This window comes from Bradyrhizobium genosp. SA-4 str. CB756 (assembly GCF_000473125.1).
Classification (GTDB): domain Bacteria; phylum Pseudomonadota; class Alphaproteobacteria; order Rhizobiales; family Xanthobacteraceae; genus Bradyrhizobium; species Bradyrhizobium arachidis.
Window position 1 is genome coordinate 5,679,462 of sequence record NZ_KI421499.1, and the last position, 25,758, is coordinate 5,705,219.

The 25,758-nt window shown below is 62.3% G+C and carries 25 protein-coding genes; 8 read left to right on the top strand and 17 right to left on the bottom strand.

What is annotated here, in order from left to right; translation table 11 throughout:
* Positions 1-193 precede the first annotated feature (193 nt).
* The 4 genes from BRAGE_RS0127630 to BRAGE_RS54845 all read left to right on the top strand — a co-directional run bounded on the left by BRAGE_RS0127630 (position 194) and on the right by BRAGE_RS54845 (position 6,583).
* Positions 194-4,333, top strand: a complete 4,140-nt coding sequence (locus BRAGE_RS0127630; protein WP_141263165.1) for a beta strand repeat-containing protein — start codon at positions 194-196, stop codon at positions 4,331-4,333.
* A gap of 352 nt (positions 4,334-4,685) precedes the next feature.
* On the top strand, positions 4,686-5,396 hold the full coding sequence (locus tag BRAGE_RS0127635; protein WP_035731547.1) for a metallophosphoesterase family protein: 711 nt from the start codon (positions 4,686-4,688) through the stop codon (positions 5,394-5,396).
* Positions 5,397-5,423: 27 nt separating this feature from the next.
* Positions 5,424-6,056: a hypothetical protein gene (locus BRAGE_RS51755; RefSeq protein ID WP_028146378.1), complete on the top strand. Its 633-nt coding sequence runs from the start codon at positions 5,424-5,426 to the stop codon at positions 6,054-6,056.
* A gap of 200 nt (positions 6,057-6,256) precedes the next feature.
* Positions 6,257-6,583 carry a hypothetical protein gene (locus BRAGE_RS54845; protein ID WP_141263167.1) on the top strand — a complete coding sequence of 109 codons (327 nt, stop codon included), beginning with the start codon at positions 6,257-6,259 and terminating at the stop codon, positions 6,581-6,583.
* A gap of 86 nt (positions 6,584-6,669) precedes the next feature.
* On the opposite strand, the gene BRAGE_RS0127645 is transcribed toward BRAGE_RS54845, so the two are convergent.
* From BRAGE_RS0127645 to BRAGE_RS49355, 5 genes are all read right to left on the bottom strand, one after another.
* Positions 6,670-7,089, bottom strand: a complete 420-nt coding sequence (locus BRAGE_RS0127645; protein ID WP_027562176.1) for a hypothetical protein — start codon at positions 7,087-7,089, stop codon at positions 6,670-6,672.
* Positions 7,090-7,140: 51 nt separating this feature from the next.
* Positions 7,141-7,425 carry a hypothetical protein gene (locus tag BRAGE_RS0127650; protein ID WP_027562177.1) on the bottom strand — a complete coding sequence of 95 codons (285 nt, stop codon included), beginning with the start codon at positions 7,423-7,425 and terminating at the stop codon, positions 7,141-7,143.
* Positions 7,418-7,543 (bottom strand): hypothetical protein, encoded by a 126-nt coding sequence (locus BRAGE_RS57615; RefSeq protein ID WP_265440967.1) that lies wholly within the window; start codon positions 7,541-7,543, stop codon positions 7,418-7,420. The genes BRAGE_RS0127650 and BRAGE_RS57615 overlap by 8 nt, the downstream gene beginning before the upstream one ends.
* 509 nt (positions 7,544-8,052) lie before the next feature.
* Positions 8,053-8,208, bottom strand: coding sequence for a hypothetical protein (locus tag BRAGE_RS56020; protein ID WP_167336526.1), 156 nt, complete (start codon positions 8,206-8,208; stop codon positions 8,053-8,055).
* 265 nt (positions 8,209-8,473) lie between these two features.
* Positions 8,474-8,860, bottom strand: coding sequence for a hypothetical protein (locus BRAGE_RS49355; protein WP_051378069.1), 387 nt, complete (start codon positions 8,858-8,860; stop codon positions 8,474-8,476).
* A gap of 610 nt (positions 8,861-9,470) precedes the next feature.
* Here BRAGE_RS49355 and BRAGE_RS56025 point away from each other — a divergent pair.
* The 3 genes from BRAGE_RS56025 (at position 9,471) to BRAGE_RS0127695 (ending at position 12,957) form a co-directional block, all read left to right on the top strand.
* Positions 9,471-9,647 carry a hypothetical protein gene (locus tag BRAGE_RS56025; protein WP_167336527.1) on the top strand — a complete coding sequence of 59 codons (177 nt, stop codon included), beginning with the start codon at positions 9,471-9,473 and terminating at the stop codon, positions 9,645-9,647.
* Positions 9,648-10,126: 479 nt separating this feature from the next.
* Entirely contained in the window at positions 10,127-11,677 is a 1,551-nt protein-coding gene (locus BRAGE_RS0127685) for an EAL domain-containing protein (protein WP_231164287.1), read from the top strand.
* Positions 11,678-12,591: 914 nt separating this feature from the next.
* Positions 12,592-12,957 (top strand): VanZ family protein, encoded by a 366-nt coding sequence (locus BRAGE_RS0127695; RefSeq protein ID WP_027562179.1) that lies wholly within the window; start codon positions 12,592-12,594, stop codon positions 12,955-12,957.
* Between the two features lie 500 nt (positions 12,958-13,457).
* Here BRAGE_RS0127695 and BRAGE_RS0127700 read toward each other — a convergent pair whose 3' ends face one another.
* The 12 genes from BRAGE_RS0127700 to BRAGE_RS0127760 all read right to left on the bottom strand — a co-directional run bounded on the left by BRAGE_RS0127700 (position 13,458) and on the right by BRAGE_RS0127760 (position 24,224).
* Positions 13,458-13,676, bottom strand: coding sequence for a hypothetical protein (locus BRAGE_RS0127700; RefSeq protein WP_141263188.1), 219 nt, complete (start codon positions 13,674-13,676; stop codon positions 13,458-13,460).
* 178 nt (positions 13,677-13,854) lie between these two features.
* Complete coding sequence (locus BRAGE_RS0127710; protein ID WP_051378071.1) at positions 13,855-14,301, bottom strand: CHRD domain-containing protein; 447 nt, start codon at positions 14,299-14,301, stop codon at positions 13,855-13,857.
* Between the two features lie 143 nt (positions 14,302-14,444).
* Positions 14,445-14,729: a hypothetical protein gene (locus BRAGE_RS0127715; RefSeq protein WP_027562182.1), complete on the bottom strand. Its 285-nt coding sequence runs from the start codon at positions 14,727-14,729 to the stop codon at positions 14,445-14,447.
* Positions 14,730-14,841: 112 nt separating this feature from the next.
* On the bottom strand, positions 14,842-15,285 hold the full coding sequence (locus BRAGE_RS0127720) for a hypothetical protein (protein WP_027562183.1): 444 nt from the start codon (positions 15,283-15,285) through the stop codon (positions 14,842-14,844).
* Positions 15,286-15,435: 150 nt separating this feature from the next.
* A complete protein-coding gene (locus BRAGE_RS0127725) occupies positions 15,436-17,163 on the bottom strand; it encodes a chemotaxis protein (protein ID WP_027562184.1) in 1,728 nt (575 codons plus the stop codon).
* A gap of 5 nt (positions 17,164-17,168) precedes the next feature.
* The gene (locus tag BRAGE_RS0127730; RefSeq protein ID WP_027562185.1) at positions 17,169-18,260 is read right to left on the bottom strand and encodes a protein-glutamate methylesterase/protein-glutamine glutaminase; all 1,092 of its coding nucleotides are present in this window, start codon (positions 18,258-18,260) and stop codon (positions 17,169-17,171) included.
* 16 nt (positions 18,261-18,276) lie between these two features.
* Complete coding sequence (locus tag BRAGE_RS0127735) at positions 18,277-19,131, bottom strand: CheR family methyltransferase (protein ID WP_027562186.1); 855 nt, start codon at positions 19,129-19,131, stop codon at positions 18,277-18,279.
* A gap of 141 nt (positions 19,132-19,272) precedes the next feature.
* Positions 19,273-20,958, bottom strand: a complete 1,686-nt coding sequence (locus BRAGE_RS0127740) for a methyl-accepting chemotaxis protein (protein WP_028146379.1) — start codon at positions 20,956-20,958, stop codon at positions 19,273-19,275.
* 38 nt (positions 20,959-20,996) lie between these two features.
* Positions 20,997-21,458, bottom strand: a complete 462-nt coding sequence (locus BRAGE_RS0127745) for a chemotaxis protein CheW (RefSeq protein ID WP_027562189.1) — start codon at positions 21,456-21,458, stop codon at positions 20,997-20,999.
* A complete protein-coding gene (locus tag BRAGE_RS0127750; protein ID WP_027562190.1) occupies positions 21,458-23,539 on the bottom strand; it encodes a chemotaxis protein CheA in 2,082 nt (693 codons plus the stop codon). The genes BRAGE_RS0127745 and BRAGE_RS0127750 overlap by 1 nt, the downstream gene beginning before the upstream one ends.
* Complete coding sequence (locus BRAGE_RS0127755) at positions 23,536-23,901, bottom strand: response regulator (protein WP_027562191.1); 366 nt, start codon at positions 23,899-23,901, stop codon at positions 23,536-23,538. Before BRAGE_RS0127755 ends, BRAGE_RS0127750 begins: the two co-directional genes overlap by 4 nt.
* The gene (locus BRAGE_RS0127760; protein WP_027562192.1) at positions 23,901-24,224 is read right to left on the bottom strand and encodes an STAS domain-containing protein; all 324 of its coding nucleotides are present in this window, start codon (positions 24,222-24,224) and stop codon (positions 23,901-23,903) included. The genes BRAGE_RS0127755 and BRAGE_RS0127760 overlap by 1 nt, the downstream gene beginning before the upstream one ends.
* Before the next feature lie 287 nt (positions 24,225-24,511).
* On the opposite strand from BRAGE_RS0127760, the gene BRAGE_RS0127765 reads away from it, so the two are divergent.
* Positions 24,512-25,630, top strand: coding sequence for an HD domain-containing phosphohydrolase (locus tag BRAGE_RS0127765; RefSeq protein ID WP_027562193.1), 1,119 nt, complete (start codon positions 24,512-24,514; stop codon positions 25,628-25,630).
* Positions 25,631-25,758 lie beyond the last annotated feature (128 nt).

A 25,758-nucleotide genomic window follows, 5' to 3' on the forward strand; every position in this document is an offset into this window, starting at 1 on the left:
TTCACACTAGCGCGACGTTGCGGCGCGCAGCGACGGTGCAAGTCAAGACCACGACTGCCGTGGAAAATACGGGGCTGATCGTTTCCGATTAATGTCTGGTTGTTTCTACCGATCAGAACCCATCGATAGACTTCGCTCGATAGAGACGTCTCGGCCCTACACATCCATCAGTCTCGACACATGGTGGGTTCCAATGGCCTCGACTACTCCTACGGTTACATCGACAACGACCAAGCTCGCGGACGGGTCGACGCAGACCCAGACTTACACGAACGGCGTTCTTTCCAGCAGCGTGATCAAATATCCGGCCGGCTCGACCGACGTGTCCGACACGAAGCTCTATACGACGGTCAATGGACAGGCGGTCCTCACCAGTGACACCGTAGTGCATGCCGACAAAAGCAAGGATGTTTATCTCTCCAACATCACCGGCAAGAGCTACGTCGCCGAGCACGACGTCTACAACGCCGCGGGTATCGTCACCAACATCGTCCGCACCCATGCCGACGGAACCCGCGACTTCACCTACACTCTGGACTCCGACGGCACCAAGACGTCGCTGCAATACAATGCGAACGGCAGCCTGCTGACGTCCAACAGCGTTGTGAGAGCGGACGGCTCCTCGGACACGCTCGTGTACACCAACGGTGTGGTCACCGGCGAAACGGTCATCCATGCCGACAAGACCAAGGATGTCTACTACTCCCACATCGCCGGCAAGACCTTCGTCGCTCAGCACGATGTTTTCAACGCGGCAGGCGTTCTCACCAGCTCGGTGCGCACCCATGCCGACGGCACGCTCGATTACACCTTCAGCCTGGGCGCCGACGGCACCAAGACAGCTCTCCAATACAACGCCACCGGCAGCGCCATAACCTCCCGCACGGTCACCCAGGTGGACGGCTCCTCGGATACGCTCGCGTACACCAACGGCGTCCTCACCAGTGAGACCGTCGTGCATACCGACAAGAGCAAGGACGTCTATCTGTCCAACATCACCGGCAAGACCTACGTCGCCGAGCACGATGTCTACAATTCCGCCGGCGTGCTCACTAGCGCGACGCGCACCCACGCCGACGGCACTCTCGACTACACGTATGTTTTGAGCGCAGACGGCACCAAGACCACGCTGCAATACAATGCCAACGGCAGCCTGGCGTCCCGCGCGATAGTATATGTGGACAATTCGTCCGACACTTCCGTCTATTCCAATGGCGTACTCACCAGCGAGACGGTCGTCCACGCCGACAAGAGCAAGGACATCTATCTCTCCAACATCACGGGCAAGACCTATGTCGCCGAGCACGACGTCTACAACGCCGCCGGCGTGCTCACCAGCGTGATGCGTACCCATGCCGACGGCACCCGCGACTTCACCTACGCTCTGGGTGCGGACGGCACCAAGACATCCCTTCAATACAACGCCAACGGCAGCCTGCTGACGTCCAGCAGTGTTGTGAAGGCGGACGGCTCCTCGGACACCCTCGCCTACACCAACGGTGTCGTCACCGGCGAGACGGTCATCCATGCCGACAAGAGCAAGGACGTCTACTACTCGCAGATCGCCGGCAGGACCTACGTCGCTCAACATGACGTGTTCAACGCGGCCGGCATTCTCACCAGCTCGGTGCGCACCCACGCAGACGGCACGCTCGACTACACCTTCAACCTGGGCGCTGACGGCACCAAGACAGCACTGCAGTACGATGCCACCGGCAGCGCGCTGACGTCCCGCACGATCACGAAGACCGATGGCTCGTCGGACACTTTCGCCTACACAAAAGGCGTCCTGACCAGCGAGACGGCGTTGCATGCCGACAAGACCAAGGACGTCTATCTCTCCAACATCACCGGCAAGACTTACGTCGCCGAGCACGACGTCTACAACGCCGCCGGCGTGCTCACCAGCGCGGTGCGTACCCATGCCGACGGCACCCGCGACTTCACTTACACTCTGGGCGCGGACGGCACCAAGACGTCCCTGCAATACAACGCCAGTGGCAGCCTGCTGACGTCCAGCATCGTCGTGAAGGCGGACGGCTCTTCGGATACCCTCGCCTACACCAATGGTATCGTCACCGGCGAGACGGTCGTCCATGCCGACAAGAGCAAGGACGTCTACTATTCGCAGATCGCCGGGAGGACCTACGTCGCTCAACACGACATCTTCGATGCGGCCGGCGTTCTCACCAGTTCGGTGCGCACCCACGCCGACGGCACGCTCGACTACACCTACACTCTGGGCGCAGACGGCACCAAGACGGCCCTTCAGTACAACGCCACCGGCAGCACCATAACGTCCCGCTCGATCGTGAAGGCGGACGGCTCCTCGGATACGCTCGCCTACACCAACGGCGTCCTCACCAGCGAGACCGTGGCGCATGTCGACAAGACCAAGGACGTCTATCTGTCCAACATCACCGGCAAGACCTACGTCGCCGAGCACGACATCTACAACGCTGCCGGCGTCCTCACCAACATCGTCCGCACCCATGCCGACGGCACCCGCGACTTCACCTACACACTGGGCGCAGACGGCACCAAGACATCCCTTCAATACAACGCCGATGGCAGCCTGCTGACGTCCAGCAGCGTCGTGAAAGCAGACGGCTCCTCGGATACGCTCGCCTACACCAACGGCGTTCTCACCAGTGAGATCGTCGTGCACGCCGACAAGAGCAAGGACGTCTATCTGTCCAACATCACCGGCAAGACCTATGTCGCCGAGCACGATGTCTACAATACCGCCGGCGTGCTCATTAGCATGGCGCGCACCCACGCCGACGGCACTCTCGACTACACGTACGTTTTGGGCACGGACGGCACCAAGACGACCGACTATTTCGACACGACGGGCGTCCTCAAATCAGAGGTAACCATCGACACGAACGGCACCACGGACACGCGGACCTATGCGAATGTCTCGGGCCATGCCGTCCTGAGCAGCGACGTCTTGAAGTATCCAACAGGCTCGACCGACATCTCCAACACCAAGCTCTATACGGTGGTGAACGGCCAGGCCACACTTACCACGGAGACCGTGCTTCACGCGGACAACAGCAAGGACGTCTTCCTGACGAACGCCGCGGGGACGCCCTACGTCTCCGAGCATGATGTGTATGACGCCACCGGCTTTCTCAAGTCAAAGGACCAGGTCGCTCTCGACGGCACCCATACCCGAACCGTCTACTCGAGCGGTGCCGACGAGAGTTTCACCAGCAGCGGCTCCGAGACGCTGGTCTTCAAGTTCGACTTCGGTCACGACACGATCGCCTCCTTTGACTTCGGCAGCGATCACGTCGAGATCGACTCGACCGCTTTTACCAGCGTGTCCGACATGCTGCAGAACCACACGACGGACACCGCCGCAGGCGCCGTCATCGACGACGGGCACGGCAACACGCTGACATTCTCCGGGCTCAGCAAGGCCGACCTGATATCCCATCAGCAGGATTTCGAGCTTTCCGGGCACCACTTCTTCTCCGCGGACAGCCTCTGGAATACGCCCATCAGCGAACTGAACGTCCACTACTCCGATCCGAACGCGATCCAGAACCAGCAATTCAAAAGCACCAGTCTCGCCAACACCTGGGTCCAATCGGAGGACATCTTCTTCACCACGCCGGCCGGTGCGCCGAACATGAAGTGGACATTTGACGTTCTGAACCAAGCAACAGTGGGTGGAGGCTTCTCGTCGCACGGAACGCTGCAGATCACGACACCGACCGATTTGACGCCGACGCATGCCAGCGACGGCTGGGTCGTCTTTGCCGATCCTGACGGCATCCACTATTGGGAAGCGTGGAAAGCCAGCTACGATTCGGCAAGCCAGACCTGGCATGCGAGCTACCTCGTTGAGGGTGACCTGAACGGCACCGGATGGGGAACCGCAGTGGGCGTCGGCGCGGGAGTCCGGGCATCGGGTGCGTCTCTTCTCGGAGGCCTCATCACGACCGACGAGTTGAATAGTCTTTCAATCAACCACGCCATGGCCATCGAGCTCGACCCGACCCAGCTCAAGGCAGGGACCAACCAACTCGACCAGTTTGTCTTCCCTGCCGTGGCGGCCGATGGCGGCAGCGTCAACACCTACAAGGGTACAATCCCGGTCGGAGCCCACTTCGCCCTGCCAACCGACTTGGACATCGAGCACGCTGGTCTGACGCCCGAGGGCCTGGCGGTTGCGAGAGCCTATCAGCAGTATGGAGGCTACGTCGTGGACGCCGCCGGGCGCACCGCCTCCATCGCCATGGTCGAGGAAGCGACCACTCAGCAGCTGGCCGATTTACGCCACGACGCCGCTTGGATCCGCGATCATCTGGTGATGGTGTAGGGCCGCTAAACGCGAATGAAGACCGGTTGAACCTCAAGCTCATGGCCGGCGGTGCATGCTTGTCGCCGCCGGCCAGACACGCGGATCACGCCGTCGAACACACCGGAAAACCGCCCCGGCAAAGGCCCGCAAGATGGCGCCAAATGGCCCCATCGGCTCGAGAATGAGACGTTCGGCGCACTTCCCGCCCTTTCCGATACCCTCTATTGCAGCGGCCCAAACCATTTGGGCACAATTGCTTACTGAATCTGTTTAGGATGGGAGATAGGGTCGCGTTATCCGAATCGTACTACCTGCAGGCATTACAGGTCCCCAAGTCGCTATGATCAAATGGCCCCGTTCGAAGGCGCAAATGCCGAAGCCGAGGTTGCCGAACGGCATCCGCATCTATGCGATCAGCGACGTCCACGGATGCGCCAACCTTCTGCAGCAGATGTTTACCGTCATCGACAAGGATCTCACGACGATCGGCTCGATGCGGCCGATCCATGTCTTTCTCGGCGACTACATCGATCGTGGCCCGGATTCGTACCGCACCATCGAATTATTGATCGAACGAGGCCGCAAGCATGAGTCGGTGTTTCTCAAGGGCAATCACGAGGAGTTCCTGCTGGATGTCCTGAAAGACCCCGCCCAGTTCGATCAATGGAAGCAGTTCGGCGGCCTGCAGACCTTGACATCCTACGGCCTCAAGCCCTCTCTCAACCCCAGCGCGGCCGAACAAGCCGAACTCGTCCAGGAGCTGTCGGCAAGAATTCCGCTTCATCAGCATCGATTCTTTCAAGGCCTGCGCCCTCGCTTTGTCTGCGGGGATTTCTTCTTCGTTCACGCTGGCGTCAGACCGGGTGTCCCGCTGGCACGTCAGCAGGAGCACGACCTCCTCTGGATCCGAGAGGAATTTCTACGGAGCGAGGCTTATTTCGGCAAATACATCGTCCATGGACACACACCGGTTCAGGAGCCCGATATCCGTCCCAACAGGGTCAACATCGACACCGGCGCCTATGCAACAGGCAATTTGACGTTATTGACTATTCAAGGGCATAGTCTCCTGGCGCTTTGAGCACAATGCTCAGCCATGAGTTCGTCGATGCTCTTCCGGATCAGCCTGATTGCCTTGTCACTGCTCGTCGGATGTTACGGCTTCGTTTCCGGCGCCGCGGAGTTGGCTGCCAGTGCACGGCCCGTTTTTCCTGACGATCCCAAGCTGTCGACACAGCTGCACGAAGCTCCAGGTTGGTTCGGCGGCATTCCCTTCAGATCGGACCTCGAAAGCAATCACACGCTAATCGAAGCGCTGGATGCCATTCGTGATGGAAAGGTCTCTCCGAGGAGCGATCATGCCCGATCGCGCGTCATATCGGCGCTATCGGTAACGCCCTATGACGCCGAGTTATGGCTGGCGTTAGCCCTCCTCGAAGCCCAACGTGACCCCAGTGGTCCGACGGTGGTCGGGGCGCTCAGGATGGCCTACATCACCGGGGCGAACGATGCTCGTTTGATGCCGATGCGGCTTTATACCGCGACCTCCGCCGATGCCCTTTTCGATCTTGAGCTCGCGGAGCTCGCGCGGGGCGACGTGCGGCTGATGCTGACGCGCCGCCCGGACTTGAGGGCGACACTCGTTAAGGCCTACCAGCAAGCCTCCAAGCAGGGCAAAGCCTTCCTGGAGCAAGCCGTACAGGCGGTCGACCCCTCCTTCGTCGGCGCGCTACGCGGCTAGAGCATGATCCGGAAAATTGCGCAGCGGTTTTCCGAAAAGATCATGCTCAAACAACAACCTAAAGCGCGATGACGATTCATCCTGATCTCATCGCGCTTTGGAGGTTTGTCTGTTTATTGCGCGATACCCGGCTGCCCAGGGACCAACTTGCCCGTTCGGACGAGAACGTCTAAGATTGTCCCAATTGGGGAAATACAGCCATGCGATCTCTTCTCGGATTTCTCGCCCTTGCGACGAGCCTGACCGCCGTCGCCTCACCGTCTTTCGCGGCCGATTACGCCGTTCCGCCGATCGCCGTTCGTCACGCTACGGCTGTCCCCTATATCGATCGCGGTCCCAATCCCTATTGCGGTCCGCGCTGCGGCTGCCCAACCGTGGTCCGTGTGCGGCATCGTTCGCTCGGAATGGCATACTCCTACGCTTTTGATCCGCGCACCCGGGACGAGCCTCACTACTACTACGGACGGGTTCGCACATATGCCCGGTATGTGAATCCGGCATTTCCCGAGCGCGTTCTTCAGTACTGAGGCAAAGATTCGCTGCCTGAGCGCAGACGCCGGTTGATGCGCTGTCAGGGCGACGATTGCCGCCGCTTCGATGGCTGCAGTGCCTTCTAATTTGTGCTGGCGGGTGACCTGAACTCCGGAAAGCGGCTCAGCATCGCCGCCTTCAGGAATTTGTAGTGCGCGATCGATGAGCCCAGCTCCTTGAGCCTGCGCTGACCGTTCAGGATCTCCTTGTCGAAGAGATCCTGATGATGCTTGTCCAGGTCTTCGCGCTCCAGATATTCGTCATCGCCATTGCCGAACGTCACGGCAGCCCGTGCGAGCACGTCTTCCACGCGACGGCTCAGGCCTGACTGCTCACGCTCGGCAGCGTGCAGGGCATCTTCGATCGCTGTCATGATGGCCTCGATCCGGGAGCGATCCGTTTCCATGTCGCGCTCGGGCGAACGCGCACGAAACTCCTGCTCTCCCCGGCTATGGCCTCTCAAGAAGTTGTGGGTACGGGCTCGCAAGAACAGCTGGAACATGCGTTCATTTTCCGGTTGGAGGCGCCAGACCAGAAAATGGGTCCGGGATGGTTAACAAAGGCTAAAGCCTGCGGTCCGTTCACCACGGTTCTGCACCAACCACGCCTTCCAGGCACCGTCGTGCTTGGCATACAGCTCCTGCCAGCGCAGCTCCCCCGTAACCGGCCACAGGACCTTCCCGTCGCGGAGAACTTGCCCCTTGGATAGGTCGGCAACCGGTTGGCTGTCCAGCCGTTCGAATTCGAACGTCTCCTCAGGCGTCAGCCCAATCAAAACGCGTCGCCCGCCCGCATCGACAAAGTATCGCCGCGGCGCATTGTTCCTCAGATCAGTCATGACGCGCCGCCTCTTCCCAGATCCACGGACCGCTTAGCGCGCCAAGCCGGCGGCCATAGGCCCACACGAAAACCGGTCCCGCCACAACCGGGAAGGCCAAAGCGACGAGCCAGATCATCAACTCAAATCCCACTCAAAAGCGCACGGATGCAAAATCATCTGCCTGAAATCCGTGCGCAACCTATTCATCACCAAACCGATAGACAACGGCGGCCGCGATTTAACCTAAGTGGACATGGTTACCTTGGTCATCGCGAACGCCGCCCCGGACAGATGTGTCATCACATTAGCTGCCTTCGAGTCGTGTAGTCTCAAAACGCGCGCCGCGCGGCCGTCCGGGATGCCGGCGGACCATAGGGGGCGTAAAGCTGGCGCATATGCTTGCGCTTGCGCGAACGCGAGGCACGCGCGAGATAGCCAACTCCGAAGCCCGCGAAGAAGATCAAGCCTACGATCAAGACCGATGTCATTGGGAAATCTTTCCATTTGCGGAACGTCTCCTTCTCCCAGACGCAGCATTCTCATCCTGCAGATTTGTCGATATCGTGATGAGTGCTGCTGTTTTCGTTCTCACACGCGAGAAATATTGGGCAGCCATCTGCTTGAGGATCGATCATCCGCATGCAGTCAGCCCACGAACCACAGGATCAATCTCAGCAGTGATAGCGTGATGAAATAGACCCAGCCGGCCATCGCGATCAGCACAACACTGAAGAATGCGCCTTCGAATGCTCGTTCTTTGATCTTGGTGAGCGGGAATGCCGCCCAGGCCTTTTGAAGCATCTGCGTGTTCGCATTGATTGTCTGCACGATCATAAGCGAACGAATTCGACGATCTCGTGACGCGTCCTCATGAGATGAGGCGCAGGACTCCATCAAGGGAGAATTCACCGGGGATGACGTTGCATGCGCGCATCATGACTTGATCGATTGTGAACCAGAGTTGACACGATCGTCACGATTTCGCGCGCGATGATTCGCTTCGTCTCGATCAGCATGATTTTGCAAGGCGTGAGTGCGCGCGAGAAATAAATGTCGCCCAAGCAAGCTAGCGCGGAGCTATCGGCGCGAAATCCGCAGCCTGCCCGTCGCTGCCAGACCGCCCGCGAAACACAAAGAAGCCCTTGTCCGTCGAAACGATATCCCCCGGCTGCAGCGTGTCATCGCTCAGCACCCGTTCAGTGGCGATTTTCTCCGGCGGATCTGGCACGAACGTGCGCAACGGAGCATTTAGCTTCCACTCCCGTCGCGCCTGCTCAGCCCGCGAGCGAGCCTCCCCAATCCGGCGCTTCCAATCCTCACGGGAGATATGACTATCGGGGGATGCGACGAGATCACTAGCCTCGCCTTCGACCGTCGAACCAGCCGTCGAGACCTCGTCGCCGGCCCAGGCCTGACCACACCAGGCATGGATCGTCACGACCAAGGCAACCATGGCGCCGAAATCTGGTCTCCTAGGGAGCATTGCGATCGTCCGACCATTCGAAACACCACAGTAGTTCATCGGGGCTACTGTGTCAGCAGCGACCGACAGAGAACCAATTGCACAACCTCCGTCATCCAACATCTGCTCGCAGGAATTCGACCCGAGCTAGAGAACATGGAGCGTATCGCCTGCGGCAGTCCGCCTTGTGTCGTCGATCAGGCCGACGCCGCCCGGCAGGTCGAGCAGAGCAAAGACGGCTAGGCCCGCAGCATCAACTCACGCTTCGAACGCGAGCCTTGCCGCCTCTTGAAGCGAGATCGCGCAAACTCATTCTGCGAGAGCCATCACTGGAGGCCGGGCGATCCTAAGCTACAGCCACTTGTCCACGAGCTGCCGTCACCGACCAAAACTCCCGTGATTATACGTGAATCGCGCACCGGATTCGCCGCGGTAAGGTTGAGAGGTTAGCTTAATTCCCGGTCTTTGTTGCGCGTTTCGTCGGATCGCCTATCCATCTCCGCACCGGGCTCCCCCAAGCCCGGCCCCACCCAAGCAAAGCCGCTGAGCGAACCGCTTGGCGGCTTTGTCGTCGTATCGACGTGAGAGGATAGTTTCGGTTATGGCGCGCAAGCCCTGGTCATTCAAGGAAGACCGCCGCCTCATGGAATTGGCCAAGTCTTCGACTTCGCTGGAAGATGCAGCGAAACAGCTCGGGCGATCACCCGACGCAATCAAGCGGATGGCCTTGCGCCTCGGCCTGTCGCTTAAGTCCAAGGCAGCAACCAAGAAAGGCTAGCAGCCCGCGGAAGGCCGCCTGAAACGCTTGCGGAACCACGCCCCGCTCTCAGCGTTGTCTCGACAAGATCTGCTGAGAAAGCGGAGATTCCGTTGTGGCACATTATTTCATTATTGCGGTATCGATCTGGCTAGCCCTCAACGTTGCATTCGTCGTGCTGCGCCTTTGCGTTACGTGGCCCGTCGACCGCCACTCTTACCCAAGCAACTACCGATTGAGCGAGGTCCGGCTGCCGCGGCGTCCCCCTCGGCAGTTCCGCCAGCTATAACGGCTCCATCTGCGGGGCTGGAGTGATCCGGAGCACAACAGCGGGTCGCAGGGCAGGCCGAGTGCGACCTGAAACGGGGCTTGGCGGTTGTCAGTCGGCCCGCCTTAAACCTTATCTTAGCGCATCCCGGTTAAGTTCGGATAATCCTCTTTTAACCCTGTCCCGGGGCCGGATGCGATCAACACGGCCGAGATTTTCGACGGCGGCGCTCGTGCTTTCGGGCGCGGTGACGTTTGGACTAGGCGGCCACTTCGCCGCTACACAGTTCATTCACGATCAGCAGGCGCGCCATCTCGAAGAGCTGACCGAGGTCGTCACGCGCCGCTCAGAGTTCGCGGTCGACTTTGCCGCAGCAAGCCTCGACCAGTTGGCAAGCCGGGGGCTCGCCACCTGCGATCCGGCGGCGCTGCAGGCGATCCGTCTCCACGTCTATCGGCGCTCGGCGGTCAAGGACGTGCGTCTGGTCAACGCCGACGGCTCGGTGATCTGCTCGGCCTATTCGGAGACGCTGGAATTCGACAAGGGCTGGGTCGATCGCGGCGACATGCTGGCCTCGCGGGATGCGGGGCTGATGCTGTTCCGCGTCGAGCAATTCGGCGGCGACGCCCTCGGCGTGCTCAGGGACATCGGCAACAACAAGGCGCTGGTCGCCATCCTCGGCATCAACTCCAGCCTGTTCGATATCATGCCGGCGGAATTGCGCGCGCATGGTCAGGTCCTGCTGGCGCTCACGAATGGCGCGCAGCTTGGCGAATTCATGCTTGATGCCGACAAGGCGCTGCCGCATCCGGTCGATTTCGAGAAGCGCTCGGCACGTTACCCGCTGCGCACGACGATCCGCATCGACAGGACCGTGCTGTCGACATGGAACAGCCAGGCCTATTGGCCGGCCATCGCTCTCTCGCTCGCGCTGGGCGCGCTCTTCGGCCTCCTGCTGTCGCGGACGCGGCGCGTCGAGGGCCCCGTCGCCGATCTCGACCGCGCGTTGGCGCGCGGCGAATTCAGCCCCTATTTTCAGCCAATCTTCGATCTCAAGACCAGGCAGATCAAAGGATGCGAGATCCTGGTGCGTTGGCTGCGCGCGGACGGCTCCGTCGTGCCACCGATGAATTTCATTCCGCTGGCGGAGTCCAGCGGACGGATTCAAGGCATGACTTGGCAGCTTCTCGGCCGTGCCCTGGCCGACCTGCAGCCGCACCTGAAGGCCGACAAGGAATTCAAACTTTCACTCAATGTCGTGCCCAAGCACCTCTTGAGCGCGGGTTTCATCGAGACACTGCGTAGCACCGTTGGTGCGGCCAAGGTGTCCACACGTCAGATCGTGATCGAGGTGACCGAACGCGACGAACTCGATGATCTCGTACGTGCCGCAGCCGTGGTGAGCGAGTTACGCGACCATGGCTTCCGCGTTGCCATTGACGACGTCGGCGTCGGCCATAGCGGACTATCGCGTTTGAAAGCGCTGGGTGCCAACACCATCAAGATCGACAAGTTCTTCGTCGATACCATCGCGGTGGATGCCTCGACCACGACCATCGTGGAGATGCTGGTCGCGCTCGCGCGCGATCTAAGCATGAGCGTCATCGCGGAGGGGATCGAGACCGAAGAGCAGGTCCGCGCCCTGATCTCCTGCGGCGTCGAAGAGGGCCAAGGCTATCTCGTCGCCGCGCCATTGCCCGTCAAGGAATTCGTCGAGCTTCTTGAGAGACGTAAATCGGCCGGCCTCGACGGCACGACACAAAAAGCCGCGCTTGTTGCCTAAAGCGCGATGAGATTTGGATGAATCGTCATCGCGCTTTAGGTTGTTGTTTGCGCATGATCTTTCCGGAAAACCGCTTCGCACTTTTCCGGATCATGCTTTAGGAAAGTCGGTCGGCGAGGCGGTTCGAAAGCAGCCGCCTGGAAGCAAACGCCTTCACATCTGACGAAGCCGAGCTGGCACGGCAAATGCTTCAAGGGGTGCCATGTTGGCACTGCTGTTCCTATTGGCTATTTTTGCGGCTGGATTTGCCGCCGGTTACGGCATTCGCGAGCTGCGTTCGCGACGACGCCGACGCAGGTTCAGGCGAATTGCCTTTTGAACGGGCGCGACGCAATTGGTTCATGATGTTGACACACGTTCACCCCGACCTTGACGAGGCATTGCGGACGGCCGACAAAGTTCCGGTCATCGCGGGCAAATTCATGTGATCGCGGGTCATCGGAAGTCCGCAAAACTGCCTTATGAATGTTGACCAGCACCGGTATCGGACTGGCAAGCGCTCCGATGGTGGTACCCTCGCATGTTCGACATCATACTCTTGGCTGCCATCGTGGCAATTTCGTTCGCGGCTGGTTATGGCACGCGATCCGTCGTCTCGCAGAGGCGTCGTACGCAATACCTCAAGTTGAAGCCTTATGTGCGCCCCTCCAAATCGTCAGAGCCTCCACAGTTCCTGATCCGTCCTCGCGGTGGAAATGTCGCACAGATGCCGAGGGTTGCATCAAACGGCCGTCGTGGCGGCTGATTCTGGCAGGTCTTTCCGGTCCGGCCCTCGCACGGTCCTGATGAAAATTTGGCGCGTCCGTCGATGCGAAGCGTCGGCTAGCGCTCTCGTCCGACCGAGAGGCGTGGCCTCCTTAACGATAGCAAAGGGTTTCCCGGCATCAGCTCGCAGAGTTGGGTATGGTGCGGACATGTTTCGGAACCCCCTCGTCGCGGCCACTAGCGTCTGCTTTGCCCTGATAAGTTACGCCACCTTGGCGAAGTTGGCAGGTCGCCCCGTGCTCGTCGGCCATCACGAAGCCTATTGGATTGTCGTCGTCGAGCGGTTCAGCGCTTATGGACTATTGGGCTTTCTCCTGTCCTTTTTGCTGCCTGGACGCTTCCGTCTCGCTTGCATGCTCGTGCTGTCAGTCGCAATCGGGCTCGAGGTTCTGCAAGCTCTAACGCCCGATCGCGATCCGGCCCTGGTGGATGTGCTGCAGAAAGCAGCAGGGGGAACAGTCGGTGTGCTGTTGGCTCAGACCATCCTCGCCTTTTTGCCCAGATCTCCATCCTAGACACGTTCTGCACACTCTGCTCAAAGCTCGCAGCAAGACGCAGATTGGCAAACTGCGGCTTCTGATCCACAATGCGCAATCTGTTGAGAGGATTTGGAACGATGGTCCGCAAACTTCATGTGCTTCTGGGTGGAGCTTTGCTCATTGCGACATCGCCCTCGGCAGTCGCCCAAGGCACCTATCCGAGCGGTGTGCGCAGTGGCTACACCGGCACTGCGTCTGGTTCATCCACCCCGACCACCGCCGCCACGGGAACGTCCTCCTCTCCGGCACCAGCGACTCGAAACCTGGGAACCGGCCAAGGACGTACCGAGGGCGCAATGGGCTTTACGCCGCAATTGCAGAAAGAGTTGGGGATTGGTCGTCAACAATAGGCGCGTTGCCAGTTATGTCCGAATGCGTGTTGCGCCTGGCCTATCCGTAAATTGATCGAGAACGCCCACAGCTGACCGGCGACATCATTCAGGCTTGCCGAACCTCTTACCGAGCCGCGCCCCTGATCAGCGGCTCACCGGTTCTTCCGGAGCATCCTGACCGCGAACCACCGCACGTGCGGTTCCGAGATCGATGGCGCGGCCGCTATGCGCGCGCAACATGGCCTCGAACGACTTCTTGACCCCGCCCAGGTCATGATCGATCGAAGCGTCGCGAAGCATGGCGCGCGCATCGGTGTGAAAAAGCAGGGCTGCGGCAACAGCCAGAGGGAACAGGTGCTTCATGCTGGGTCCGACGATCAATTCCAGCGTGACGTTATCGCGGCAAAGTGCGACCAAATGGCGACGCTTTCGTTGCCGCAGGGCGCCTCGATGAACGGTATCGAGATGAACGGTCTCGCGCGTGATCGTCGGGACCAGAGGCGTTAGCCTGCACCAAGCTGCCTGACTTGGCGGGCCGCCTCTACTTCATCATCTGCCCGCGCAACTCGCCACCCGGATTCGCGGCGGTATGGATGTTCGCATACCACTTGCCAGCCAGGAGATCCGCGGCCTGCGTGTCGGTCAGCGTGGCGCTGCCCTGGATCGGGCTCTGCACCGTCTTGAACGGCAGAGCGATGCCGGCGTTCTTGCCGGCCTCGCCGGGACCATGGAAATGGGCCCCCATCGCCGGGCCCGTCAGGCCGGCATAGGTGACAGTGTAGGTCAGGGTTTTCGTCTCGGTGTCGTAGGTCGCTTCCGCCTTGCCCGTCCCGGGCGAATTGTTCGGAGGCACCTCATTGCCGCCTTTGAGGTCGGCCTGAAGTTTCACGACCTCCGCCCTCGCCGACGCTGCTGTCGCAATCGTCGCCGCGCCCAACAAAGCTGTTCCCACCAGCGTCACGCACGCCCGATAAGCGGCCGTCCTCATGGCATCCTCCTGCAGGCTGTATGCCCGTGCGGGTTGAAACCCCGAGGCCCAGCCGGAAATTCCGGAGGCGAATTTATGCCTGATTCGGGGCAGCCATAGCGGGAATCTCGACGCGGATCGCAATGCCCGGTCCGGGCGATCGCTTACGCCACTCCGCGCCTGCCGAGGAACTCGTGCGGTGTCAGGAGTTCGGCCATCTGCCGATGCGTGGCCTGGAGTGCTGCGATGGCACCGTCGAGATCGAAATCAGACTCGCGGACGGAGGCGAAGAACTTGGCCGTCAACGCAAGATCCAGCTTGACGCGCGTCGTTCCGTCGCGGCTCTTGCGACGGTCAAGTGACAGGTGAATGGCTCTCATTCTGGCTTCACTGCTGTCGCAGTCGCACAGTCTTCCGAGCTCGTCATAGGTCATCCAGATCTGAGGCATGTTTCTTCTTCCACCACCGTTATCGGGCTTCAGATTTAGATTTCACGTCTAAAGGCTCGGTTGCTTCAGTCCGGCTACGGCGCCTTTTCGAGGCAACAGTGTCAATGCAGTACTAAGATGCGGGAGACCTGGGAGGTCCGGGGAAGTGGCGCGGCCGGGAACGGCTGTCGAGCCCCTTGGGCAATTTGTCATTGAGCTTCACCACCGCACATCGCGTCTCGGCGGCAGGTTGATCCTCCTGGCTGTAGATCAGCGTCGCCTCGAACATCACGTCAGGCGCTTGCCTCGCCGTTCCAGAGCAGGTCGCCATCGCGCCACTGCACACGCCAGAGAGCTCGACCTCGACCTCGTCATGCCCGAACACGGTCGGCGGCCCGTCGGCATACCGCTTGGTGGTCAGGAGGGCCGTGAAGCGCTGCTCGTCGACCCGATAGGATCCGCCATAGGTGAAGAAGCTGTCGCTGCCCGAGATCCGCCCTTCGGCCAGATGTACGACGCCGGTGCCCTGGCCACGCGGGGTCCTGAACCACGCAGCGTATTTGCCGTCTCTCAGCATGAAAAACATCCGTCGCAATTCCATGCGTATTTGCGACCAACTCTGGGGCGCGACAATGACCGATGCGACGAGCATTTCGCCACGGTTAACGCCGTGCAAAGCCAACCCGTCAAATTGCTGTAGGCGCGCGCAAAGGCGCGGCGGCGGACGTCAGAACAATTCTATGCCGTCATCCGCTGTCTCGACCGCCTCGACCCTGCGCGCGGTGGCGATCGACGCCAGCCCGAGGGTTTGCAGGAAGTCGCGGTGGACGTCCCGCTCGCGCTCCATCGTGTAGCGCGCGAAGAGATCGTCGAGCATCGTCTGATCCTGAGCTTGCGGTTGTGGCCGCTGTGCGCCCGCACTCGCAGTCTCGAGCCGCGCGGCAACCGCAGGCAATGCCGAGGAGCTCTCGCCCAGCGAGGTCATCAGGCCCTGCGCCGAATTCATCAGCCCCTCGAATTCGGCGCCTTCATCGACGAGCCGGCTCATCAGCTTGCCGAGCCGTTCGTTGCCGGCCTCGACCTCGCGCAGCGCCTGGAGGATCTGCGGCTCGAGCTTGGCAAGCTGGGTGGGATCGCCCTGCACGCGGAGCTGTTTCAGCTCCTGCGCGGAGCGTTCGATACTGTCGAGCACCGGCCGCAGGCGCCCCGCGCCCGCCGAGACCTGATCGGCGGTCGCCTTGAGCTCGTTCGCGATCACGACGAAGGCGCTGCCGCGGCTGCCGAGATGGCTGGCCTTGAGCCCGGCATTCATGCCGATCAGGGTGATGTCGACGGTCGCCTCGGCGAGCCCGGCGATCGCCTGGCGAAATTTTGCCAGCGTGTCCTCGACGATGGCGAGCGCCTCGTCGACCGCGCGGCCGGCGCTTTCGCAGGTGCCGATCAGGGTCGAGGCATGCGCCAGGGTCTGCTTGATGCGCGCCAGGAACGACGACGAGCCGCCCTCCTCGCCGCCGAACAGCGTGCGGCCGTGGCCGACGACACTGCCCGCGTCGTGCAGGATGGCGGACAGCGCGCGAACGATCTGGCCGATGTCGCCGCCGAATTCGCGCTGGGCATCCCTGAGCAGGGCCGCCTGCAACTGGCAGATCGCGCGCGCGCCGTCCTCGCTTACGACCGCTTCGGGAACGAGGCTCGTGAACGATCCCGACGCAAGGCCAAGGCCGCGACAGATATGCTCGAGGCGCTGGCGCGTGCTGTCGCCGGCCTGAAGCGAAATGATCGCGCCGCCGACCGCCTCGGCGATCTTCCTGGTGCTGGCGCTCGCGAGGTCGGCAAGCTGTCTGCCGTTGCGGCGCTGCTCGCGCAACCCCGAATAGGCCGCACCGAGCTCTGCGCTCTCGGCCACCAGCTGCCTGGCGTAGCGGCTCTCGAATTCCTTCTGCCGGCTGGACGCCGTGGCGACGGCATCCGACAGGCGCTGCTGGTCCTTCGCGCAGCCTTCGATCGAGCCCTGCACGGCCTTGCCGAGATCGTAGGCCTCCTGCGTGAAGGCGAGAAAGCCTTCGCGATCGCCGTCGAGCGAGGCCGCCTCGATCCGCGCGCTGCGCGCGATGATGGTGATCATCTGAATGTGCTTGAACAGCGGCTTGAGCAGCGACGACGCCTCCGCCGTGCTCTTGCCGATCGTCTCCAGGAGCGCGCTTTCCGCCGGCAGCGCCTCTGCGAGTTCGCTGAGCCGCGCGGAGATCTCCTGCAGGGCGGTGGCGGCGCCCTCGATCTCGGCGCCGGAGAGCTCCTCGGAGAGCGTCGCAAGGCCCTGGTTCAGCTCCTTGAACATGAGGTGGCCGCGGCCGAGATCATGACCGACGCGCGCGAAGACGTCCTCGACCCGCGACGAGACATCCTCGATCGCGGCGGTCGCCTCAGTCAGTGTGTTGGCCGGAATGGCGGACATTGCGATCAACCTGCCGCCGCGACATGCCCGGCCTGGTACCAGAGCATGATCTCGCGCGGGATGTGGTGCAGCGCGACCACCTTCTCGACGCCGCCATGGGCAATGGCTTCCTTGGGCATGCCGAACACGACGCAGCTCTCTTCGTCCTGAGCGCGCGTCGAAGCACCGAGCTTGCGCATCTCCAGCATGCCGCGGGCGCCGTCGTCGCCCATGCCGGTCATGATCACGCCGAGCGCATTGGCGCCCGCGTGCTGGGCCGCCGAGCGGAACAGCACGTCAACGGAGGGACGATGCCGCGACACCGGCGGGCCGTCCTTGATCGCGATCTGGTAGCGCAAGCCGATGCGCTGAAGCAGCATGTGACGGGCACCGGGCGCGATATAGGCGCAGCCCGGCAGCACCGGCTCGCCGTCCTCGGCCTCCTTGACGCGGATCTGGCAGACGCTGTCGAGACGCCTGGCAAAGGCTGCGGTAAAGCCCGGCGGCATGTGCTGGACGATGACGATGGGCGGACAATGCGGCGGCAGCATCTCGAGGACGTCGTTGAGGGCCTCGGTCCCGCCGGTCGATGCGCCGATGCACACGATGCGTTCCGTCGTCGGCCGGACCTTGCCCTGCACCGGCGGCGGGATGATCGCATCAGCCGTCAGCTTCTTCTCGATCACCCTGCGCTCGGAGCGCGGACGCACCCGCGCACGCGCCGCCGATTTGACCGCCTCACGCAACCGCGTCGAGCATTCGAGCAGCGCCTGGCGCGTGTCGATCTTCGGCTTCGGCACGATGTCGACCGCGCCGGCCTCGAACGCTTCGAACATCACGTTCGAGCCCTCTTCGGTCAGCGAGGAGCAGATGATCACCGGGATCGGACGCTGCGCCATGATCTTGCGCAGGAACGTCATGCCGTCCATCCTGGGCATCTCGATGTCGAGGATGATGACGTCGGGAATCTCGTTCTGGAGGCGGCGCGCCGCCGCGAACGGGTCGGACGCCGTCCCCATTACCTCGATATCGGGGTCTTCGGAAAGGATCGTCTGCAGGATTTGGCGCACCGACGCCGAATCGTCCACGATCAGTACGCGAACTTTCTCCCTCGGCATGTGGGCGGCGCTCCGATCAGACCTTGAAAATAGTTGGCTGGACTTGCTTCAGACCCGGCACTGCACTGTGAATCATCGATTCCGAATGACCTACCAGGAGATAGCCGCCGGGCCGCAAATGGCTGCACAATTGCTCGATCACCTTGCGCTGCGTCTCGCGCTCGAAATAGATCAGGACGTTGCGGCAGAATATGATGTCGACGTCGCGGTCGACCGGATAGGACGAATCCATGAGATTCATCCGCATGAAATGCGTCATGCGCCGCAGCTCTGGCACCACCCGCACCTCGCCGCGCAACTTGTCCCGCGACGACAGGAAGTATCGCTTCACGAAGTTTTCCGGCACCGGAGCGAGCACGTCGCGGGTATAGATCGCGGTCTTGGCAAGGCGCAGCACCGCCGTTGAAATATCTGTCCCGAGGATGCGGTACTGGAAGCGCGATCCATTCCGGGTCATGTCGTCCAGCACCATGGCGGTGGTGTAGGCTTCCATCCCCGTGGAGCTCGCCGAGCTCCAGATCTTCAGGTTCGCATTCCGGCGTCCATGCGATTTGAGCAGGGCCGGAACCGCCACGTCACGCATGAACGTGAAGTGCTGGGGTTCGCGGAAGAAGTCGGTCTTGTTGGTCGTCACCACATCGATGAGATGGGTGAGCTCGGTGTCGAAATGCTCGGCCTCGAACAGGTTCTCGACATATTCGTTGAGGTCGGAGAAGTTCAGCGCGCGGACGCGCTTGTGCAACCGTCCCTCCAGCATCAGCCGCTTGCCCTGCGGCAGCTTGATGCCGACCTGGCCCTCGATCAACTCGGCGATGGTCCGGAAGTGGCGGTCAGACAGATGCACCGCCGTATCCTGCATGGCGGGCATCATCGCTGCATGCCCCCAACCGGGATGGCCGCCGCCTGCACTGAATGTCGGGCCGAACGGGCCATCTTGAATCCTGAACGTTTACGCAATTGCTGGCGAGGGATCGGCCCACCGGTCAAGGGCGGACCGATCCCTCGGAGAGTCCTAGCGCTGGAAATCAGCGTCGCGATCGTCCTCGCCGTCGTTCATGTCGAAAGCGAAGCCGCCGCCGCCGGCCGCCTTCAGGGCGCGCGCGGGCCTCGCCTGCGGCTTCTTGGCCGGACGCTCGGCCGCCGCCATCGTGGCCGCCTTGGCACGCAGCTGATTGACCGCGCGATCGATCGGCGCCGGCGCCTGGCTCTTTGCGCCGTGGTCGATGCGGAAATAGGCGATCGTCGACTGGAGCTGCTCGGCCTGCGAGGCGAGCTCTTCGGAGGTCGAGGACACCTCCTCGGAAGCACTGGCGTTCTGCTGGCCGACCTTGTCGAGCTGCTGGATCGCCTGGTTGATCTGGGCCGAACCGACGTCCTGCTCGCGGCAGGCCGCGGTGATCTCCTCGACGAGCTCCGCCGTCCGCTTGATGTCGGGGACGAGCTTGGAGAGCATGGAGCCTGCCTCCTGCGCCACCTTGACGGTCTCGGCCGAGAGCGTGCCGATCTCGGCCGCAGCCGCCTGGCTGCGCTCGGCGAGCTTGCGCACTTCGGAGGCGACCACCGCAAAGCCCTTGCCGTGCTCGCCGGCGCGCGCGGCTTCGACCGCGGCGTTGAGCGCGAGCAGGTCGGTCTGGCGTGCGATCTCCTGCACGATCGTGATCTTCTCGGCGATGGTCTGCATCGCGTTGACGGCGCGGCCGACGGCAACGCCGCTGGCTTCCGCATCCTTGGCCGACTGCGCCGCGATCTTCTCGGTCTGGTTGGCGTTATCGGCGTTCTGCTTCACGTTCGAGGCCATCTCCTCCATCGAGGACGAGGCTTCCTCGGCGGACGAGGCCTGCTCGGTCGCGCCCTGCGAGAGCTGCTCGGCGCTGGCGGAGAGCTCCTGGCTGCCGGCCGAGACATTTTGCGCGGCGGTGAGAGCTTCGGCAACGATCTGCCGGAGCTTCGCGACCATCATGTTCAGCGACCTGACGAGATCGCCGATCTCGTCGTTGCTCGCGGAGGGAATGGTCTGGTTGAGATCGCCATCGGCCACCGCTCCGGCAAGGCTGACGGCGCGGCCGAGCGAACGGCTGATCGAGATCGAAATCCACAAGGCTGCCGCGATCGCGACCATCAGCGAGACACCAAGAAGCGACAACAGCATGAACTGCGCCTGATGCCCCTCTTCCTTCGACTGGATGGCCTGGTCAGCCATCTGTTTCTTGGTGTTCTCGACATAGGCACCCATGGACTCGAGCGCCTCGTTCACGAGCTTGCGCCCCTCGTTGGTCGAGCGGTCCGTCGCCTTGGCCTTGTCGGTCTTCGCGATCCGGATCGTCTCTTCCTGATAGGCATTCATCTTGGCGTAGGACACCGCGAAGCCGTCGAGCAATTTCCTGCCGGCTTCACTGGCGAGCGCGTAGACCTCGTCCTTGGTCTTGAACGCAGCCTCACGCCGCTTGGCGGCATCGGCGGCGGCCTGCTCGACCTCGCTCTCATTGCCGATGATGGCGTTCTTTTCCGCGCGGAGCTGGAGGAGGACGTCCTTCTCGATCTGGGTCGCCTTCTCCATCCGCTTGGCGCGGAGGACCATGCTGTCGGCCGTCGCCATCATGTCGCCGAGCTTCATGTACGCCACGCCGCCGGCGACCATGGACAGGACGATGACCAGGCCGAACGCACTGGCCAGCTTTGCCTTGACCGTAAATCTCATCTTCAGCCCCTCGTCAGTCTCGCCCCCGAGACCTGCTCTCAATTCAGAATGCGTTCCATGTTGGGAACGATGACGAACTCTTCGCGCCATTTGGCGATGAAGCGAATGAACTCCGGTTTCCAATGCATGCCGACGCGCGGCGTCTGCTGCACATCGGTCTGCGAAATCTCCGTGACCTCGTAGACCTTGTCGGCAGTGACGCCGACCAGGACCGGCTCGCCGTCGAGCTGCAGCTCGATGACGACGATGCGGGTGTCGCCTGAATCGGCGAGCTGCGGCATGCCGAAACGGATGCGCAGATCGGCGAGCGGAATGACGTTGCCGCGCACGTTGATCACGCTGGGAACGAACGCGCGCGCCCCCGCGACCTTGGTCACGGGCACGGGATCGATGATCTCGCGCACGAGGCCTGCGTCGAGTGCGAACTTCTCCTCGCCGAGGCCGATCATCACGACCTGCATCGCGCCCGCCTGGTGCTCGCCGGCTTGCCCCTCGTTCATCACGCCGCCTCGCTGATGTGCTGCTTCTCGACCTTCGACTGCGCCAGCGTGACGAGCTGGGCGACGTCGAGGATCAGCGCTGCCGTGCCGTCACCCAAAATCGTCGCGCCGGAGAAGATCGTGACGTCAGAGTGCAGCTTGGAGAGCGACTTGATCACGGTCTGGTGGTTGCCGATGATCTGGTCGGCGACCAGGCCGACGCGGGTCTCGCCGGTCGAGATGATGATCGTTTTCTGGTGCCGGTCGGGCGAGCCCGATGCGGTCAGCAGCTCGCGCAGGCGCAGGAACGGAACGAGATTACCGCGTACGTTGAGGAAGTTGCGGCCGCGCGAGCGCTCGTCCTCGGCGGTCAGCTCGACGCATTCCTCCACCGCCGACAGCGGGATGATGTAGCGGCCTTCGCCGACGCGGATCAGGAGACCTTCGATGATCGCCAGCGTCAGCGGCAGGCGCAGCGTCACGATCGTGCCCTGGCCCGGCTTGGTCGACAGGTCGATCGTGCCGCGCATGTTCTCGATGGTGCGCTTGACCACGTCCATGCCGACGCCGCGGCCCGACAGCGCCGAAATGGTCTGCGCGGTCGAGAAGCCGGGATGGAACAGGAACTGGTGGATTTCGTGATCGGTCAGCACGGCGCCGGCCGCGATCAGGCCCTGCTCTTGCGCCTTCGCGCGGATGCGCGCGGTGTTGAGGCCACCGCCATTGTCCTTGACGGTGACGAGCACCTGCGCGCCGGAATGGACGGCGGCGAGCTCGATCCGGCCTTGCTCGGTCTTGCCGTTGGCGGCGCGCGTTGCAGTGTCCTCGATGCCGTGGTCGATCGCATTGCGGATCAGATGCACCAGCGGATCGGCCAGGCACTCGATCATGGTCTTGTCGAGCTCGGTGTCCTCGCCCGAGGTGACGAATTCGACCGGCTTCGACAGATCGCGCGAGAGGTCATGCACGAGGCGGCGGAAACGGCCGAACAGCGAACCGATCGGCACCATGCGCGCGCCCATCGTGGTGTCGCGCAAGGAGGAGGCGAGGCGCTCGATTTCCTCGGCGATCATCTTGATCGAGAGATCGGAGCCGGAGGCGGCGAGCTGGCTCAGCCGCGCCTGGGCGATGACGAGCTCGCCGACGCGGTCCATCAATTCGTCGAGGCGCTCGGCCTGGACGCGGACGGTGGCAATGCCGCGCTCTTCGCGCTTGGCCTCGACCTTCGGTTCAGGCTTCGCTTCGGGCTTGATTTCGGGCTTGAGCTCCGCCTTTGCGGCGGGCGGCTCCGCGACGGGCGCGGCAACGACCTCGGCCACCGGAGCGGGCATCTCGGCGATCGGCTCCTCGTCGAGAAGCTGGAACAGCGGCGCCGGGGCCGGCACTTCGACATGCTCCAGCGGCGAGAGCGTCAGCTTCATCTCGTCCTGGACGAACATGAAGACGTCGTCGATCGCGTCCTTGTCGCAGGCCGCGTGCAGCTTGACGTCCCACTTCAGATAGCAGTCTTCCGGCTCCATCTCGTCGAGAAAAGGAATGCCGTCGGTGATGGGCACGACGAAGCAGGGACCGAGCTTGCAGAGGTCTTCCAGCAGGTCGAGCGGATTCGAGCCGTTGCGCAGGATGTGGGATTCGAATTCGAGATAGAGGTGCCAGCCGGCCTGCTTGCTCTCGGTCGGAGCCAGCGGCGGCGCTTCCACGGCCGCGGCGATGGGAGCTGCGGGCTGATCCGACGACACGAAGCGCTTGAGATCGTCGAGGATGGCGTCGCCGATGATGTCGTCGGTCGACTGCGGATCCTCGATCAGCGCGCGGATATAGTCCTTGGCGGCGAGCGCGACCGAGATCAGCTCCTGGCTTGGCTTGATCTCGCCCTTGCGGACGCGGTCGAAGGCGGTCTCGAATTCATGGGTGAAGGAGGCGACCTTGTCGAAGCCGAACATCGCGCCCGAGCCCTTGATCGTGTGCAGGGCGCGGAAGGCGGAATCGACCAGCTCGCGGTCGTCGGGACGCTGGCCGAGGTCGAGCAGGGCTCCTTCCAGGACCTCGAACAGCTCGCTGGCTTCCTGGCGAAAGACCTCGGTCGGGTCCATCACGTTCATGCGCGCACCAGCTTGCCGACGACGGCGAGCAGCTGCTCGGGCTTGAACGGCTTGGTGATCCACCCGGTGGCGCCGGCGCTCTTGGCTTCCTGCTTCACCGCATCGTTGGATTCGGTGGTGAGGAACACGATGGGCATGCCGACCGCGCTCGGCAGCTTGCGCAGTGCCCGGATCAGCTCCAGCCCGTTCATGACGGGCATATTCAAGTCGGTGATGACGAGATCGAGCTTGCCGGCCTGGGCCTTGGCGAGCCCTTGCGCGCCGTCGCCGGCCTCGATCACGTTGTGACCGGCCGGCTCGAGCACGACCTTGATCATCTGCCGGATGCTGGGCGAATCGTCGACCGTGAGAATCGTGGCCATCAGGTGCCATCTTTCTTTTGCGGGAAATGCTGATCGATCATCGCCTCGCTGGTGAAGCCGGCACGGCGAAGGGTGTTGCGCAGAGACTGGGAGAATGATGTGAGCACCACCGGGCGGCCCTGGGCCTCGCCCGTCTTGGCGGTCGACAGCAGAAGCTGGATCGAGGTCACGTCGGCCTTGTCGACGCTCGAACAATCGATCTCGAGCCGGTCCTGCCGGCCGAACGCCTCGCGGATCAGGTCATAGACATTGCGGATCGCAGCGATGCTGCAATCCGCCGGCAGCCGTAGGGACCACTTCGGCTCGGTGACATCAGACGACATTCGTCCCCCAAATTTCCCCGAGACTCACTGCACGCATGGCGCGAATCTCGCGCGACGACTATTCGGTGGGGAGAGTGTGCAAACCCCTAATGGGCATCCCCGTACAACTACGGGTCACAATCCCTAGAACTTCGCCTGTGCATGCAAGCATGCATGGCCTGCCCGAATCTCATGCGCTCCGCGCAGTCTTCAGGCTGCGTGATGCCGGTGAAACGTTTGCTCCGCGTTAAATCGCAAAGGCTATGTGTCGAGGTCATGCCTCGCCATCCGAACGAGCCCGGCCGCCGATGCTGACCCAAGCGCTCCTGGTTGATGACAGCCGCTCCGTCCTCAACTTCCTGAAACGCCACATCGAAGCCGAAGGTCTGGTCGAGGCCACCACCTTCCTCGATCCCGTGGAGGCGCTGGCCTGCGCGCGAGAGCGCGTGTTCGATCTCGTGCTGGTCGACTACGAGATGCCGCATATGGACGGCATCAGCTTCATCCGCACTTTGCGGACCCTGCCGGGCTGCGCCGACATCCCGATCGCGATGATCACCTCGCGACAGACCGATGACGTCAAGATGGAAGCGCTGCAGGCCGGTGCAACCGATTTCCTGCCCAAGGCACCGCAGAGCGTCGAGATGACGGTGCGCCTGCGGAATTTGATTCAGCTTGGTGCAGCCGTACGCAAGCTCAACGATCGTGCCGCGCATCTGGCGAGCGAAGTCGCGGCTGCGACGCGAAAGCTCGGCGAGCGCGAGGAGGAGATCATCCTGCGGCTCGCGCTCGCAGTCGAATACCGCGACAACGACACCGGCGAGCATACGCTGCGGGTTGCCCGCTACAGCCGCATCATCGCCGAGCAGCTCGGCCTGCCGGCCCGGCTCTGCCGCGACATCTACCTGGCCGCACCGCTGCACGACGTCGGCAAGGTTGCTATCCCCGACAACATCCTGCTCAAGCCCGGCAAGCTGACCGACGAGGAGATGGCGGTGATCCGGACCCATGCGACCATCGGCGAGAGGATCCTGGCGGACTCCAGTTGCGAGCTGATCCAGCTCGGCGCGCAAATTGCCGCAGGACATCACGAGCGCTGGGACGGCGCCGGCTATCCGAACGGCCTCAAGGCCGACGAGATCCCGGTCGCCGCGCGCGTGGTCGCGGTCGCCGACGTCTTCGACGCCCTGACGACGCGGCGCCCATATAAAGAGCCGATGCCGCTGGAGGCCGCGCGCAACTACCTGGTCGAGCATCAGGGCCGTCAGTTCGACCCGGCCTGCGTCGAGGCCTTCCTGTCGCGCTGGGACGAGGTCGTTGAGATCGCCGTCGGACAGCAGGCGACGCCATATCAGAAGACCGAGGCGACGCTCGTTCCTAATATAGAGAGTGCGGCGCAGAGCCGTCCGCCCATCCCGGCGGCCTGATATTATCCATTCGGCCAACGGCTTGCCGCGGCTCCGTTTTCTCCGGTCGCCGGGTTGAACCTGTTCCTGCTAAAGTGGCACCAATACTAAGAGTGATTCTGGTCACACATGCCTGGGCGCGCCGCTGC